This window comes from Enterococcus sp. AZ063 (genome assembly GCF_051715045.1).
Taxonomy (GTDB): domain Bacteria; phylum Bacillota; class Bacilli; order Lactobacillales; family Enterococcaceae; genus Enterococcus_D; species Enterococcus_D casseliflavus.
Window position 1 is genome coordinate 856341 of the sequence record NZ_JBIOTA010000001.1, and the last position, 15581, is coordinate 871921.

Sequence of the window (15581 nt, forward strand, 5' to 3'; positions counted from 1 at the left end):
GGCTTTGCCCTGTTTTTTTGACAAAAAGGCCGATTTGTCAAAATCACTTGTTTTTACTAGTACAAATTTTTGTCAAAAAAAATAGTTACTGATACCATAAAAACGTACCAATATTAGGAGGGATCTACATGAGATATACGAACGGAAATTACGAAGCTTTTGCAAGAAGCAGAAAACCGAAAGATGTCGAAAAGAAAGAAGCCTATATTGTTGGTGGGGGATTAGCAGGACTTGCTGCGGCAGTCTTCTTGATCCGTGACGGCCATATGGCGGGTGAGAAAATCCACGTCCTTGAAGAACTTTCTTTATCAGGCGGTTCATTGGACGGAAAATTCATTCCCCATGATGGATTTGTGACCCGCGGCGGTCGAGAAATGGAAAATCATTTTGAATGTCTGTGGGATCTATTTCGCTCGATTCCATCTTTGGAGGTGGAAGATGCTTCGGTGTTAGATGAGTTTTACTGGTTGGACCACGATGATCCAAATTCGTCTAACTGTCGGATCATTCACAATCGCGGCCAACGAGCAGCAGATGATGGAGAATTTACCTTGTCTGCGACAGCACAAAAAGAATTAACCCAATTATTTATGACTTCAGAAGATCAATTGATCGGGAAAAAAATCGAAGATGTTTTTGGCGATGAATTCTTTGAATCCAATTTTTGGCTATACTGGTGTACGATGTTCGCCTTTGAAAAATGGCATTCGGCGATTGAAATGCGCCGCTATGTGTTGCGTTTTGTGCACCATATCGATGGCTTGCCTGATTTTACTGCGTTAAAATTTACCCGTTACAACCAATATGAGTCATTGGTCAAACCACTACTTGCTTATTTGGAAGAACAAGGAGTTGACTTCCAATATGAATGCACCGTCAGCAATATTGATGTTCGGATCGTGGGCGAGGAAAAAGTTGCTCAAAAACTTGTGCTAGAAAAAGCGGGGGCAATCGAAGAAATTCCTTTATCAGAAGATGACTTGGTCTTTGTTACCAACGGATCGATCACTGAAAGTTCCACGCAAGGGGACCATTATACTCCAGCGCCTATCTCAAAAGCACCTGGTGGCAGTTGGCGTTTATGGAAAAACTTGGCGGCGCAATCGCCTGAGTTTGGTCATCCAGAAGTCTTTTATGAAAACTTACCTGAAGAAAGCTGGTTTGTTTCGGCAACCGTGACTTGGCAGAATTTTGATGTGGAACCTTATTTAGAAAAATTGACCCATCGCAAGTTACGAACAGGCAGAATCGTCACTGGCGGGATCATCACCATCAAAGATTCCAATTGGATGATGAGCTTTGCGACCCATCGCCAACCGCACTTTAAAGAACAAAAAGACCAACAAACGATCACATGGGTGTATGGCTTGTTGTCAAATACACCAGGAAACTACATCAAAAAACCAATTGAACAATGTTCTGGACAAGAAATCGTGCAAGAACTGCTTTACCATTTAGGCGTGCCAGAAGCAGAAATCCAACGCATTTCAAAAGAATCAAGTGTGGCAGTTCCAGTCTACATGCCGTTTATCACTTCTTACTTCATGCTGCGTGAACCAGGGGATCGGCCATTGGTTATTCCAAATGGCTCCAAAAACTTAGCTTTTATCGGTAATTTCGCAGAGACTGAACGAGACACTGTTTTTACAACAGAATATTCCGTTCGGACTGCAATGGAGGCTGTTTATCAGCTATTAGCTGTGGAACGTGGGGTACCAGAAGTGTTTGCTTCCGCTTATGATCTACGTACTTTGGCCAAAGCTGTCTATTATCTGACCGATAAGAAAAAAATTACGGAAATGGAGCTGCCATTTATCGAACGGAAACTATTGGAAGGCTTCGTTAAGAAAACCGAACATACCTACATTGGCGATCTGTTGAAAGAAAACCATTTGATTTAAATCAAACGCAACGACAACGAGGCGATAGAAACTGCTCGTTGTCGTTGCGTCTTTTATTTATGTGTCCAACGCTGTTTGAAGGAATCCTTATTCCTCAGATAAAATCCGAACTTGGATCTCTGTCAAATAAGCTTGCTCGTTGCTAAGGGTCGTTTCGTGAATCGATCGTTCATAGAAGTAGTCATCGATTTGCCATTGGTGCGCTGCAATCAGCTGCTTGAGTTTTTGATAGAACTGCTTCAATCCTTCGTCATCCCCCTGATAAATGGTGGTTAAATAGCAACCTGCCGGTTTCACAAAGGAAGCTCGTTGTGGTTCTTCTTGCCGCACATAAACGTAGTCGATGTCCTGCGTATTGTCTTTGTTCGTCCGAATCATAAAACCGTACTCGTTATTCGAGAAAAGATAAGGCTGTGCCATCAAAAGATCGTAGGCTTGGGTGATCATCTCTGGGATGGAGCTGCCGTTTAATCTAGGACTGAGGGAGAAATATTCCTCTGGCTGTTCCTTCAAGGTGAAGGGGGAAGTTTTTTCTGCAGCCAGGCGCAAATCCGCCGCTTTTCGTTCGATGATTTTTTTGATGTTGGTCAACTGCTGAATTTTTTCATCGATGGTTTGCCGCTTGGCTTCCAATAAGTTTCTCATGGTCTCGGCATCCCCCTGCAGCGCTGTTTGGATCTCTTTTAAGGGCATCGATAATTCTTTCAATGACAGGATCAATCCGAGATCCAAAAGTTGATCAAGGGAATAATACCGATACCCGTTCTCGTCTTTACTGTTTGGTTGAAATAGCCCAATCTCGTCATAATAGTGGAGTGTCCGAGGATTGATCCGCGCTAAGCGTGCCATTTCCGATACTTTTAATTTGGTTTTCATGGGGCTCCTCCTTGACTTTACAGTTACTGTAAACTTTATATTAAAGATAGTCAACTACTGGGAGGAAGATAGAATGAATAAACAAGTAACATATCGACCATTTAAACGAGAAGATCTGCCTGCGCTTGTGCAAGTAATTATTGATAGCTGGAACTACGACAAGCAATTTGACAAGAAGACCGCCAAACACTTTGCTCATGTCTTTTTGTGTTATGAACTTGCTCGTGCGACCTATTCGCGGGTGGCTCTTTTAAATGGTGAAGCTGTCGGCATCTTGTTAGCAGACAGTAAAAGCGGGAAGAAGCTTCATCCAGCGCGCTATTGTGGGAAAACGATTTGGCATGCTGGCTGCTTACTGCTTACGAAAGAAGGGAGAAACACGCTGCTGCATTATGCCAAGGAGGTGGCTGAGTTAAATCAAGCGATGTTGAAAGATTTACAAACTCCTTTTCAGACCGAAGTGGGTTTGTTTGCCGTTAGTCCCAAAACACAAGGATTGGGTGTAGGCAAGCAGCTCTTCACTTCCTTTTTAGCGATGGTCCAGCAGGAAAAAACGGCTCCGTTTTTCCTTTATACCGATACCACCTGTAATTTCGGTTTTTATGAGCATATGGGCTTGAAGCGGGCAGCTGCTGTGAAACGATGGATCAAAAAACCGATTAAGAAGGAAATCGAGTTTTATATCTATACTTCCTAAGAGTGCAGCGATGCACTCTTTTTTCATTGGCTAGTATGGTAAACTGGAAGCAAAGAAGGTCAAGGAAGTTGTTTTCGTTTTATGGAAACGGCGCTTATTTTGGTCGAAAGCGATGGCTCAATCCGCTTTCGTAAAAAGGATGGGGAATGGGAAAGGATGGTTTATTTGGAAAAAAAGCAGATAGGGTTTATTTTAAGTGATATTGATGGGACGATCTTGGATCATAAGCATCAAATCGATCTGGATTTGATTGAAGAAATCAAACGATTGAAGCAGCAAGCGATTCCTTTTGTTTTGGCTTCCGCTCGCTCCCCGAAAGGAATGCTACCGATAGCTCAAGAATTAGGGATAGAAGACTGGCCCTTGGCTTGTTACAACGGTGCCCTGATTGGAGGGTACGATCAAAAGGGCACACTGGTACCGATTTTCAGTCATGAGGTCAAAAAAGCAGAAGCAAAAACTTTGGTTGCGCGCATCAAAGCTGATTTTCCTGGTGTTTCCATCAATGTCTACTCTGGTGATCAGTGGTATTGCGAAAGAGTGGACCAATGGGCACGAGCAGAAGCGGCGATCACCAAAGAGACTCCTGTAGAAACTTCATTAGAACAACTGTTGGCACAAGAAGCTTTTGAGGTTCATAAGTTTCTTTTGATCGGCACAACGGCAGAAATCCAAGCGCTTCATGCTGCCTGCCAGAACGCTGGATTTTTAGAAAGCGCCTTTTACTTATCCAAAGAGAATTATTTGGAAGTCACTCATCAAGCTGTGGGAAAAGATAAGGCGCTAAATGAATTGGCGGCCTATTTTCAAGTGCCGCTGTCGCAAACCTTAGCGATTGGCGATAATTTTAACGACCTGCCAATGATTGCTTCAGCTGGTATTGGTGTTGCGATGGAGAATGCGCCCGAATTGGTCAAAGCAAAAGCTGATTTTGTGACGACTAGCAATACAGACCATGGGGTTGCTGATGCGTTGCGGCGATTTGTCACAGAATAGATAAAAAAACTAGGTTTTTTGAACAAATTGATTGACTTTCATTTCTACTCTCCTTAAACTTTTAGCTATACCTAAAAAGGTAAGTGTTTGTTGGAAAGAAGGAGAAAAATGAATAAGAAGATCGAGAAGACATTGACCAAATTTGCCGAGCCGTTGGGGCTCTCCGTTGATACTTCCACTGGGGTGATTTATGGAACGTATCATAGTTATAAACTTTTTTTAGTTCAAGAGAATAACAATAGTTATTCTCTAGTGGCTCATTTTTCACTTAGCAAAGATGGCGAACTTCCCAACCAAGAAGAAGTCAAAGAAGTTTTAAGTGAGTCAAAAGAGATCATCGACTGTGTGATCCAAGGATATCAAGTTGCCTATACTTTACGCGGAGCGATGACTGCAGGGAAAACCGTGGACAAGTTACGTACTGCGTTGGACCAGTTGACGAATTTTTTGAAGACGAAAGGCTTCCAAAATGCTTGTACCTTCTGCGGCGCGGTCACTGAGCCGGTTTCGCTGTATGCTATTGGCGGCGCTCCCGTCATTGCCTGTGAAGCTTGCTTTAAGAAACAACAAGAAGCAGTCCTTGCGCAAGAACGGGAAAAAGGGCAGAAAAAAGAAAATTGGTTAGCTGGAACCGTGGGTGCGTTTCTTGGCTCACTGATTGGTGCCGGCGCAATTATTTTATTAGGACAACTGGGGTATGTTGCTGCATTGTCTGGGATCGCGATGGCGATCTGTGCCATCAAAGGGTATGAATTATTAGGTGGAAAACTCAGCACAAAAGGTATTATTAGTAGTATTATCGTCATGATCATCATGGTCTATGTCGGGAATCGTATCGACTGGTCGATCAGTGTAGCAAATTATTACACGGACGTTGATGTCTTCTATGCCTTCCGTATTTTACCTGATTTGATTCGTGAAGGATATTTGGAAGCGAGTCAATATTACGGGAACTTAGGTCTGGTCTATCTCTTTACGGCGATTGGGGCTGTGCCAACTATTATCGCTACGGTACGAGAGGGGAAAGTGACGCGTCAAAGCTATAAAATGGAGTAATCCACGTTTCTATCCAAAGATAAAAAAACACAAAGCGAGATCTTTTTCGCTTTGTGTTTTTTGTTTTTGTGTCATAAATAATAACATGCAGTGTTAACATAAAAAATAAATAATAATAAAATGAGAAAAATAGCTTGCTTTTATAATTAATATTTATTAAAATCTTATTTATATTCAGAGTTTTGTAATAATTCTGAAAATTTTGGATTTTCATAAGGGGTAGGTAAGATGAAGAAAAAATGGGGATATGGTGTCGTCGCTGTTTGTGGAATCGTATTAGCAGGTTGCTCAACAGGAGGGACATCAAGTACAGGTGAAAGTTCAAGTGGTAGTGGGACAGCAGCTGCCGAACAAATTTTTAATGTTGTGGTTCAACAAGAAATGCCGAGTGCCGATCTATCCTTAGCCACCGATACGATCAGTTTCAGTGCTTTAAATAATGTGTATGAAGGGTTGTACCGCTTAGATGCTGATAGTAAGCCCGAACCAGCAGGTGCCGCCGAATTAGCGGAAGTCAGTGAAGATGGTCTGACCTATAAATTGAAACTACGAGAAGATGCCAAATGGTCAAATGGAGAACCAGTAACGGCAGCGGATTATGTGTTTGGTTGGCAACGCACCGTAAGTGCGGAAACAGGTTCTGAGTATGCGTACTTATTTGCGCCCGTAACCAATGCCGAAGCGATAACAGCAGGTGAAAAAGATGCCTCAGAATTAGGGATCAAAGCAGTCAGTGACTATGAATTAGAAATCACGCTGACGACACCTACGCCATACTTCCAATACTTATTGGCATTTCCATCCTTCTTCCCACAAAGCCAAGCAGTCGTAGAAGACAACGGCGATCAATATGCTTCAACAAGCGACAATGCCGTTTACAATGGACCCTTTGTGTTGGCTGGCTTTGATGGGCCAGGAACCGATACAGAATGGTCATATGAAAAGAACGACCAATATTGGGACAAAGAGACGGTGAAACTTGATACCATCAATGTTAGTGTCGTAAAAGAATCATCGACCTCCTTGAATCTATTCCAAGATGGGCAAGCAGACGACGTCATCTTAACAGGAGAATTGGCGCAGCAGATGGCCAATGATGAAGCGTTTGTTTCAGAACCATTAGCCCGTACTTCCTATATCGAGTTGAATCAGCGAGAAGAAGATTCGCCATTCCGCAATGAGGATCTGCGTAAAGCAATCTCTTATGCCATCGATCGTGATGCATTAGTGACATCGATTTTAGGGGACGGTTCATTGGCTTCCACAGGATTGATACCAAAAGGAATGACCTTTAACCCAACTGATAATACTGATTTTGTCGATGAAGCGGAAAGTGTCATTGAATACGATCAAGAAAAGGCCAAAGAACATTGGGAAAAAGCCAAAGAGGCGTTGGGAATCGATTCCTTGAGCTTTGAAATTTTGGCTTCTGATACAGATTCAACCAAAAAAGCCATTGAGTATATTCAAAGTGCGATTCAAGACACGCTGGATGGGGTGAAAGTTAGCCTAAGTCCTGTTCCTTTCTCCGTTCGTTTAGATCGTTCAAACTCAGGTGACTTTGATGTCGTCATGGGTGGTTGGGGAGCTGACTATGCGGATGCTAGTAGCTTTACTGATTTGTTTGTTACCGACAATTCCTACAACCGCGGTCGTTGGACAAGTGAGGAGTACGATGCAGCAGTGAAATCGTCTGCCACGACAAACGCTGGCAATCCAGATGCTCGCTGGCAAGATTTGTTAGATGCAGAGAAAATCATTATGGATCAACAAGGGGTCATCCCTGTGTACCAAAATGTTGAAGCTCATTTACGCGCACCAAAAGTAAAAGGGGTCGTATCACACGGTGCTGGTGCGCAATATGACTACAAGTGGGCAGTTATTGAAGAATAAGCGCCTAAAGAAGAAACTGGTTTTGCGTAAGCAAGCCAGTTTTTTTCTTGGGCTTTGTTCTTACTTACACAATGTTAGTAATGAGAGCGGATGCAATTGTTTATAAAAAAACAAAAAAAGTTGGCAAGGGATCAACGATCGACTTGCCAACCTCGTTTTTTGTTCATCTATTTCACAGAAATCCAGTGAAAGATTATTCGCTAACTGTTACGTCACCTGTTACAGAAGCGCCATCTTCGTCAAGTGTTGCTGAATCTTGGAATTCTTTTGAAGTGAATGTTACGTTACCTTCAACTTTTGCACCGTTCAATACAAAGCCGTTAGCATTCACTTCAACGTCACCTTTGATTACACCGTGAACGATGTTGAAGTTTTCTGAGTTAACGATCAATTTAGGAACAGTTACTGTGTATTCAGCTGTTACGTTGCGGTCTTCATCTTGTGAGTACAATGCAAATTTACGGTAGATATCAGCAGAGTCGTCACCTTTGTCGTGGAATTCGCCATCAACGGTTACATCGTTATCAAATGTCATGTCGCCAGTTACAGCAACGATCCAGTTACCATCTGCGCTCAATGCTTTTTCGATCACTGAAGTTTGGTCACTGATAGAAGCAGTTGAAACAACGTCATCTGATGATTCAGTTGATGCAGCAGTTGAAGCTGCTGTTGATGATGATGAGCTTGCAGCTGTATCGTTATCTGAACTACATGCAGCTAAAAGAGTGCCTCCCATAAGCAATGATGCAGCGATTAAAGTGATTTTAGTTTTTTTCATGTTTCCTTCTCCTTTGTATTCCCATAGTTTTCTTAAAAACAAAATGATTATACCATACCGAGGTGAAGTTTGTGAAACAAAAAACATAAATGAGGAGAATTTTAATAAATAGCAGCTTAGGATTAAAAAAATTTCAAAGAAACTAGGAATAAATGAGTGACGCTTACGAATGAATGAGACATCTTATTCACAAAGAACCCTCCATTATGGAAGAAATGCCCTTCTTCTATAATGGAGGGTCATTACTACATGCGCTTTCGATCCGTCAACTGCTTGAACTTCGATACGATCAAATCCATGATGAACTGATACATAAAAGCATGGGTTTGAAAATGGGTTTGGTGAGGGAAGATGATTGCTTCTTGGACAAAGGGCAGTTCCGAGATCTGTGGATTAGCGGTGATCACGATGACTTTGGCTTTGGTTCGATCGAAGAAATCTTTCCGTGGTGTTCCATTTCGAATTTGCTGTTTCGTTAGGTAGTCACCGGAGTTGGTAAAAATGATAAACAGCGATTCTTCATCAGCGGTCTTGATGATTTCTTCCTGTACAAGATCGTCTTGGAAGGTCCGAATGAACTTGCCGTTGTATGCTAGTTTGATCTGGAAATCAATAGCAGCCGATTCTGAGAATAAAATTCCAAAAGCAAAGACATTTTTATGCGTCACAATGGCTTTTGCGACCCGTTCGATGGCTGGCAGATCAAGATGATGACGCAGATAATCGATGTCTTGTACAACTGCGTCAAAATAGGAGTCTACGCCCTCTTGCTCTAAGGCAGACAAAATATTCGAACGATAATTCAGGGGATTGTTGAAGCGGTTTTCGATAAAGGCAGCGTTGTCTTTTAGATCGCCATAATCATCAAAGCCCAAGGTGCGAGCGAATTTTGAAACGGTTGACTTTGACACATGGCAAAGAGCAGCGAATTCACCAATGCTTAGAGTTTGGATCTGATCATAATGGTTGATCATGGTCAAACCGATATAGTAGTTGGTGGAATCAGTGGGTGCATTATTTAAAAGATTCAATAAACGAATGATTAAGAGGCCCATTTTCTTTCCTTTCTTGTAAGCAGTTTCCAAATTGCGAACTTTCGCAGGTGAGAGAAAAAAATCTGCTATAGTAACGCCATAAAGCGCTTTATAAATCAAACACGGGAGTGAGTCATTTGGCAAAAGATTATTCAAAACTTGCTAGTGAAATTATAGCACAGGTCGGTGGGGAACAAAATATCGTTAGCCTGTATCATTGCATCACTAGATTGCGTTTTAAGTTGAAAGATGTCGAGTTGGCACGAAAAAATAAGGATAAGATTCAGCAGCTTGATGGGGTATTGTCTGTCATTGAAGGAAATGGCCAGTTTCAAGTCGTGATCGGTAATCATGTAGCGGATGTTTTTCAAACGATCATGAGTAAGTATTCGATCCAAAATGCTTTGGAAAGTGATGGGGATGCCGAAGAATCAACAGAAAAACAAGGCAATGTATTTATCCGATTCTTCAATGTATTGTCTGCGATCTTTAATCCAATCATTGTTGCTCTTGCAGGGGCAGGGATGTTGAAAGCTTTGCTAGTTGTTTTTACAACCTATCATTTGATGGATGCGGAAGGAAGCACCTATAAAATATTAGCTGCTGCTGGCAATAGTGTCTTTTATTTCTTGCCTTTATTTTTAGCGATCAGTGCAGCGCGGATTTTCAAAGTCAATATGTTTATTGCTTTAGCAATCGTTGGCGCGTTGCTGGAGCCGAATTTTACAGCAATGGTGACGGAAAACGGTGTGACGGTCGATTTCTTTGGCATCCCAGCTGTGTTGATGGGGTATTCGGGTACCGTGATTCCAGCGATCGTTTCGATCTATATCTACTCGCACTTGGAACGACTACTCAAACGGATCATTCCTAAGAGTATCGAGATTTTTGCTCTATCACTAGTAGCTCTTTTGATCATGGTGCCTTTGACCGTTTTGATCATTGGACCGGTCGGTGTAATGCTTGGGGACGGTTTAGGCAATGCCATGAACTTTATCAGCGACAAGAGCGGGCTGTTGGCTGGCTTGTTGATCGGTGGCGGTTGGACATTCTTAGTAATGATCGGGATCCATTGGGGAGTTGTACCGATTATGGTCAATAACCTAGCGGTATATGGCTATGATACGCTGCGCCCGATGATCGCAGCAGCAACATTTGCGAGTGCTGGGGTTGCTTTAGGTGTGTTTTTACGCTCTCGCAGAAAAGAAACCAAAGGCCTGGCGCTATCTTCTTTGCTTCCAGCATTGCTTGGAGGAATTACAGAGCCAATCGTCTATGGACTTTCGGTAAAATTTAAAAAGCCGTTGATTGCTCAAACCATCGTTGGTGCCCTTGCTGGTGCGTTTATGGGAATGATGCAAACCAAGGCCATCGTCTATGTTTTCCCAGCATTGACGACATTGCCAGCTTTCTTTGGGGACACCTTTGTGTACTATTTGATCGGCATTGCCTTTGCGTTCTTCGGTACTGCTATTTTGACCTATGTATTAGGATTTGAAGAAACGGTAGAACCTGTTTTAGAAGAAGGTGCAGGGCTGCAAGTGATGACACCAGTTGCTGGTGAAGCGATCACACTTGATGATGTCAAAGATGAAGTATTTTCTTCTCGAGCAATGGGGGATGGATTAGCCGTTTATCCATCAGCCGGCGATATTTATGCGCCACTTACTGGTACGGTTGTGACAGTTTTTCCAACTGGACATGCTTTTGGAATCCAATCAGCTGCTGGGACGGAAGTGTTGGTTCATATCGGCTTAGACACGGTTGATTTAGCAAAAGGCGTGTTTGAGATTTCGGTGAAACAAGGGGATCAAGTCGTGAAGGGGCAAAAAATTGGCACCTTTGACTTAGCAAAAATTATTGAAAAAGGATATGATCCGACAACCATGTTGGTCTTTACCAGTGTGATCAAAGAAGATGCATTGACAGTTGTGGATCAAGCGAAAAAAGACGTTACCGCTTTGGTAGCAAATGATTTATTAAAAGGAGCGATTTCATGAGTGTATTTCCAAAAAATTTCCTATGGGGCGGCGCGATCGCCGCAAATCAAGCCGAAGGAGCTTATTTGGAAGGAGGAAAAGGATTAAGTGTAGCAGATATTTTACCAGTTGGTGAAAAACGTATTGAGCAAGTTTCACTGCAGCTTGAAGAGGATAACTTTTATCCGAGCCATGAAGCCATCGACTTTTATCATCGGTACCCAGAAGACATTGAACTGTTTGCGGAAATGGGCTTGAAGTGTTTGCGTACCTCAATTGCTTGGAGTCGCATTTTTCCGAATGGGGATGAGACGGAACCCAATGAAGCAGGTTTACAATTTTATGATGATTTATTTGATGCCTTGAATGAAAAAGGGATCCAACCAGTTGTTACATTAGCTCATTTTGAGACGCCACTGCATTTGGTGACGAAATATGGTGGTTGGCAAAATCGTGCACTGATCGATTTTTTTGATCGGTATACAAAAGTGGTTTTTGCACGCTACAAAGGGAAAGTGAAATATTGGATGACTTTCAATGAAATCAACCATACCCATACGATCCCGTTACTCGCAGCAGGTATCGATGTGTTTTCTTTCGAGACTGAAGAAGAAAAATTACAGGCACTTTATCAAGCAAGTCATAATATGTTTGTTGCAAGTGCCAAAGCAGTTCTGAATGGGAAGGCAGTAGATGAAAACAATCAGATTGGCTGTATGCTGTCACTGAGCCCGATTTACCCTGCGACGTGCAACCCGCAAGATGTTTTTGAATCGTATCAACTGCGCCGTCGTTCCTTGTTCTATAGTGATGTGCAATTGCGAGGAGCATATCCGGAATACTTCGACCGCATCGTGAAGGATAATCATCTGTTGCTGGACATTACAGAAGAAGATCTAGCGATCATTAAAGCGGGGACCTGCGATTATTTAGGCTTTAGTTTTTACCGCAGCTCATTGCATGAAGCAGGCATGAAAATTTTAGGCAATACTGGCGGATTACTAGGGAAAAAGAATCCTTACCTAAAAGAAACTGCTTGGGGATGGCCGATCGATCCGCTGGCATTACGCTATGTTTGCAGCGAATTGACTGATCGTTATCAAAAACCATTATTTATCGTTGAAAATGGAATTGGTTTAAAGGATGTTGTCAATGAAGATGGATCGATCGTCGATGAAGAACGGATGGCCTATTTGAAAGACCATGTAGAAGCAATGGCGGAATCGATCAAAGATGGCGCAACGATTCTAGGCTATACATGGTGGGGACCGATCGATATCGTTTCTGCGGGGACAGGAGAGATGGAAAAACGATACGGCTTTATCTATGTCGATAAGCAAAATGATGGTAGCGGAGATCTTTCCCGCAAGAAAAAAGCTAGTTTTGCGTATTATCAGCAAGTGATCGCCACGAATGGGGAAGCGTTGGCGTACGAATCATTTTTGAAAGGCGGCAAGTAAAATGAAAAGTTATTTTCCAAAAGATTTCCTCTGGGGAGGAGCAACAGCTGCCAACCAAGTTGAAGGAGGTTCTGGAATCGATGGAAAAGGCTTGTCGGTTTCTGATGTCTATCTATTCGATTCCTCAATGCCGAAAGAACGATGGACTGACCAATGGCATATGATGACTCATCAGCAAGTTGCAGAAGCACAGGATCCAAACAGCACGAAATACTATCCGAAAAGACAGGGAATCGATTTTTATCATCACTTTAAAGAAGATATTCGTTTATTTGCTGAGATGGGCTTCAAAGCCTATCGGATGTCAATTGCCTGGACACGGATCTTTCCAAAGGGGGATGAGGTAGAGCCAAACGAAGCTGGATTGGCATTTTACGACGCAGTCTTTGATGAGTGTTTGAAGTATGGGATCGAACCAGTGGTATCACTATCCCATTATGAGATGCCTTTGTATTTAGTGACTGAGTATGGAGGATGGCCAAACCGGCAAGTGATCGACTTTTACGTCCGTTTTGCCAAGACGGTGATTGAGCGATACCAAAAGAAAGTCAAATACTGGGTGACTTTTAATGAAATCAACTGTGTTAAACACCATCCATATGTTAGTGTCGGGATCATTGAAGAAGGTCATCCTAATATTGAACAAGACAAGTACCAAGGGGCGCACCATCAATTTGTCGCCAGCGCAATCGTGACTGACTATTGCCATCGATTGATTCCCGATGCCAAGGTCGGCTGCATGATCAGCTATCAATTATTAACGCCGTACAGCTGTGATCCAGACGATGTCCAAAAAACAGTTGAAAGTCAACGAACCTCACTCTTTTTCAGTGATGTGCAGGCAAGAGGTTATTATCCAGCATATGCCAACCGCATGTTTGAAGAAAAAGGAGTTGAATTGGTGATCGAACCAGGAGACTTAGAAGTCATCCGAGAAAACCCGGTTGATTTTGTTTCCTTTAGTTACTATATGTCCAGCGCAGTCAGCGCACATCCAGAACGCTTGGAAAGTGCTGTTGGGAATCTGATCACTGGTGGGATTAAAAATCCCTATTTGCCAAGCAGTAAATGGGGCTGGCAGATCGATCCCAAAGGGTTGCGAACAGCATTGAATCAACTCTATGACCGCTACCAAAAACCTTTGTTTATTGCCGAAAACGGTTTGGGAGCAGAAGATGTCGTAAACGAAGATGGCACCATCGATGATTTTTATCGAATCGACTATCTGCGTCAGCATATTGAACAAATCAATGAAGCGTTGCATGATGGCGTCGAGGTCTTTGGCTATACGGCATGGGGCTGTATCGATATCATTAGTGCCTCAACCTCACAAATGTCGAAACGTTATGGCTTTATCTATGTTGACCAAGACGATGAAGGCAATGGCACAAAGAAACGCATCAAGAAAGCGTCATTTGATTGGTACAAAAAAGTAATTGCTTCAAACGGCGCAACTCTTTGATTTTTGATTCTTCCAGATAAAGCAATTGCTAGGCTTAATCATAAGGTTTCTTAACAATTTAGCTTTTTTATCAAGAAAAAAAGCCAACTTTATTTGCTATTTTATTTTAACCATGCTATGATGAATAGGTAAAGTTCTGATATGTTAATACTTGTTTATCTTTTCTATTGATACACACTTCAATTACACATCATTTTCTATTACAAACAAATAAACACAGTCGATGTGTAATATGGAGGTATACGTTTATGAATAACGGTACAGTAAAATGGTTTAATGCAGATAAAGGTTTTGGATTTATTACAGGTGAAGACGGCAATGATGTATTTGCTCACTTCTCAGCTATCCAAGGCGACGGCTTCAAAACTTTAGAAGAAGGTCAAGCAGTGACTTTCGACGTTGAAGAAGGCCAACGTGGCTTACAAGCAACAAACATCGTTAAAGGTTAATTGACGTTAACAAGCGAGAATCCATTGGGTTCTCGCTTTTTTTTTGTTTTATTTTATGTAAATATTGAAATTTATAAGGTTTCCAGGATCTGTTACAAGAGAATAGTTGCAGGCTTTGAGGGCCTGACATGGTAAATAGTACATCTTTGTTTTCGATAGTCAACTAACCCTAAGCGTTGCGTTTTACTTATCCATGATTTCTCATTCGATGATAAGCGTATAAAAAGAGGAAAACAGAAAGAGAGGCTATATACCGTATTCAATAAATAAATGCTTTTCACAATAAATGAAAAAGTGATTGAACAGGTTTAGTAGCATCGCTACCAATAAAATCAATGATCGCTAGTGATTCAAATGGCATGTCTCATTTGAATAGAATAAAGAAACAGGTACAGTGGAAAATGCCACGATTCAATGTATGGTCCCCCGTACTTATACAAGAGTAATCGATGTGAAAGGTCGATAATTCTTATTCGTTTCATCGATATTGTCTTGAATGAATTGTAAAAGTAGAATATATTGGTACAAATTAGCTACTTTTTTTATTGGAGATGGGAACAAAGATGATTACATTTCGAGGGGGATTTATATGAAGCCAAAAGAAATACTTTGCCAATGGGTTGATGCGTTTAATCAGGCAGATGTTGAAATTATTTCAGAATTATATGATGACAATGCAATAAACCATCAGGTTGCTAATGAGCCAGTTGTTGGGAAACAAGCGATCAAGCAGATGTTTGAGCAAGAATTTTCTAACGCAAAAATGGTTTGTATCGTTGAGAATATTTTCGAAGATGGACAATGGGCAATTTTAGAGTGGCGTGACCCCTTAGGTTTGAGAGGTTGCGGTTTTTTTCAAATAGTAAATGATAAAATTTTATTTCAAAGAGGCTACTGGGATAAATTATCTTTCTTAAAACAGCACGACTTGCCTATTGAATAAAAGGAATTCCCTTATAGGAATGGTTAGCAGATATGCATGACAGGAAGGTTGATCGCT

13 protein-coding genes are annotated in these 15581 nt (G+C 41.8%); 10 read left to right on the plus strand and 3 right to left on the minus strand.

The annotated features are described in order from the left end of the window. The first annotated feature begins 128 nt into the window (after positions 1 to 128). Positions 129 to 1901, plus strand: a complete 1773-nt coding sequence (locus IGK61_RS03905) for an oleate hydratase (RefSeq protein WP_074536535.1) — start codon at positions 129 to 131, stop codon at positions 1899 to 1901. 87 nt (positions 1902 to 1988) lie between these two features. On the opposite strand, the gene IGK61_RS03910 is transcribed toward IGK61_RS03905, so the two are convergent. Continuing rightward, positions 1989 to 2777 (minus strand): MerR family transcriptional regulator, encoded by a 789-nt coding sequence (locus IGK61_RS03910; RefSeq protein ID WP_074536534.1) that lies wholly within the window; start codon positions 2775 to 2777, stop codon positions 1989 to 1991. A gap of 73 nt (positions 2778 to 2850) precedes the next feature. Between IGK61_RS03910 and IGK61_RS03915 the strand changes: the two genes are divergently transcribed. The 4 genes from IGK61_RS03915 to IGK61_RS03930 all read left to right on the plus strand — a co-directional run bounded on the left by IGK61_RS03915 (position 2851) and on the right by IGK61_RS03930 (position 7419). Continuing rightward, positions 2851 to 3474, plus strand: coding sequence for a GNAT family N-acetyltransferase (locus tag IGK61_RS03915; protein ID WP_074536533.1), 624 nt, complete (start codon positions 2851 to 2853; stop codon positions 3472 to 3474). 156 nt (positions 3475 to 3630) lie between these two features. Continuing rightward, a complete protein-coding gene (locus IGK61_RS03920; RefSeq protein WP_074536560.1) occupies positions 3631 to 4470 on the plus strand; it encodes a Cof-type HAD-IIB family hydrolase in 840 nt (279 codons plus the stop codon). A 108-nt stretch (positions 4471 to 4578) separates the two neighbouring features. Continuing rightward, entirely contained in the window at positions 4579 to 5526 is a 948-nt protein-coding gene (locus IGK61_RS03925; protein WP_060792887.1) for a hypothetical protein, read from the plus strand. 228 nt (positions 5527 to 5754) lie between these two features. Beyond that, on the plus strand, positions 5755 to 7419 hold the full coding sequence (locus tag IGK61_RS03930) for a peptide ABC transporter substrate-binding protein (RefSeq protein ID WP_016610573.1): 1665 nt from the start codon (positions 5755 to 5757) through the stop codon (positions 7417 to 7419). Positions 7420 to 7612: 193 nt separating this feature from the next. On the opposite strand, the gene IGK61_RS03935 is transcribed toward IGK61_RS03930, so the two are convergent. Together IGK61_RS03935 and IGK61_RS03940 are read right to left on the minus strand one after the other, a co-directional pair. Beyond that, a complete protein-coding gene (locus IGK61_RS03935) occupies positions 7613 to 8197 on the minus strand; it encodes a polymer-forming cytoskeletal protein (protein ID WP_010747631.1) in 585 nt (194 codons plus the stop codon). A gap of 245 nt (positions 8198 to 8442) precedes the next feature. Next, on the minus strand, positions 8443 to 9252 hold the full coding sequence (locus IGK61_RS03940) for a MurR/RpiR family transcriptional regulator (RefSeq protein WP_015509153.1): 810 nt from the start codon (positions 9250 to 9252) through the stop codon (positions 8443 to 8445). 107 nt (positions 9253 to 9359) lie between these two features. Between IGK61_RS03940 and IGK61_RS03945 the strand changes: the two genes are divergently transcribed. From IGK61_RS03945 to IGK61_RS03965, 5 genes are all read left to right on the plus strand, one after another. Beyond that, a complete protein-coding gene (locus IGK61_RS03945) occupies positions 9360 to 11231 on the plus strand; it encodes a beta-glucoside-specific PTS transporter subunit IIABC (protein WP_005225328.1) in 1872 nt (623 codons plus the stop codon). Next, positions 11228 to 12670: a glycoside hydrolase family 1 protein gene (locus IGK61_RS03950; protein ID WP_016610579.1), complete on the plus strand. Its 1443-nt coding sequence runs from the start codon at positions 11228 to 11230 to the stop codon at positions 12668 to 12670. The genes IGK61_RS03945 and IGK61_RS03950 overlap by 4 nt, the downstream gene beginning before the upstream one ends. Before the next feature lies 1 nt (position 12671). Further along, on the plus strand, positions 12672 to 14132 hold the full coding sequence (locus IGK61_RS03955) for a glycoside hydrolase family 1 protein (protein WP_074536531.1): 1461 nt from the start codon (positions 12672 to 12674) through the stop codon (positions 14130 to 14132). 248 nt (positions 14133 to 14380) lie between these two features. Continuing rightward, a complete protein-coding gene (locus tag IGK61_RS03960; protein WP_005225331.1) occupies positions 14381 to 14581 on the plus strand; it encodes a cold-shock protein in 201 nt (66 codons plus the stop codon). Between the two features lie 589 nt (positions 14582 to 15170). Continuing rightward, positions 15171 to 15524: a nuclear transport factor 2 family protein gene (locus IGK61_RS03965; protein ID WP_074536530.1), complete on the plus strand. Its 354-nt coding sequence runs from the start codon at positions 15171 to 15173 to the stop codon at positions 15522 to 15524. Positions 15525 to 15581 lie beyond the last annotated feature (57 nt).

What these genes read in the sequence shown, in the direction of transcription:
- IGK61_RS03905 (WP_074536535.1), top strand. Translation starts at nt 129, where the DNA reads ATGAGATATACGAACGGAAATTACGAAGCTTTTGCAAGAAGCAGAAAA.
- IGK61_RS03910 (WP_074536534.1), bottom strand. Translation starts at nt 2,777, where the DNA reads ATGAAAACCAAATTAAAAGTATCGGAAATGGCACGCTTAGCGCGGATC.
- IGK61_RS03915 (WP_074536533.1), top strand. Translation starts at nt 2,851, where the DNA reads ATGAATAAACAAGTAACATATCGACCATTTAAACGAGAAGATCTGCCT.
- IGK61_RS03920 (WP_074536560.1), top strand. Translation starts at nt 3,631, where the DNA reads ATGGTTTATTTGGAAAAAAAGCAGATAGGGTTTATTTTAAGTGATATT.
- IGK61_RS03925 (WP_060792887.1), top strand. Translation starts at nt 4,579, where the DNA reads ATGAATAAGAAGATCGAGAAGACATTGACCAAATTTGCCGAGCCGTTG.
- IGK61_RS03930 (WP_016610573.1), top strand. Translation starts at nt 5,755, where the DNA reads ATGAAGAAAAAATGGGGATATGGTGTCGTCGCTGTTTGTGGAATCGTA.
- IGK61_RS03935 (WP_010747631.1), bottom strand. Translation starts at nt 8,197, where the DNA reads ATGAAAAAAACTAAAATCACTTTAATCGCTGCATCATTGCTTATGGGA.
- IGK61_RS03940 (WP_015509153.1), bottom strand. Translation starts at nt 9,252, where the DNA reads ATGGGCCTCTTAATCATTCGTTTATTGAATCTTTTAAATAATGCACCC.
- IGK61_RS03950 (WP_016610579.1), top strand. Translation starts at nt 11,228, where the DNA reads ATGAGTGTATTTCCAAAAAATTTCCTATGGGGCGGCGCGATCGCCGCA.
- IGK61_RS03955 (WP_074536531.1), top strand. Translation starts at nt 12,672, where the DNA reads ATGAAAAGTTATTTTCCAAAAGATTTCCTCTGGGGAGGAGCAACAGCT.
- IGK61_RS03960 (WP_005225331.1), top strand. Translation starts at nt 14,381, where the DNA reads ATGAATAACGGTACAGTAAAATGGTTTAATGCAGATAAAGGTTTTGGA.
- IGK61_RS03965 (WP_074536530.1), top strand. Translation starts at nt 15,171, where the DNA reads ATGAAGCCAAAAGAAATACTTTGCCAATGGGTTGATGCGTTTAATCAG.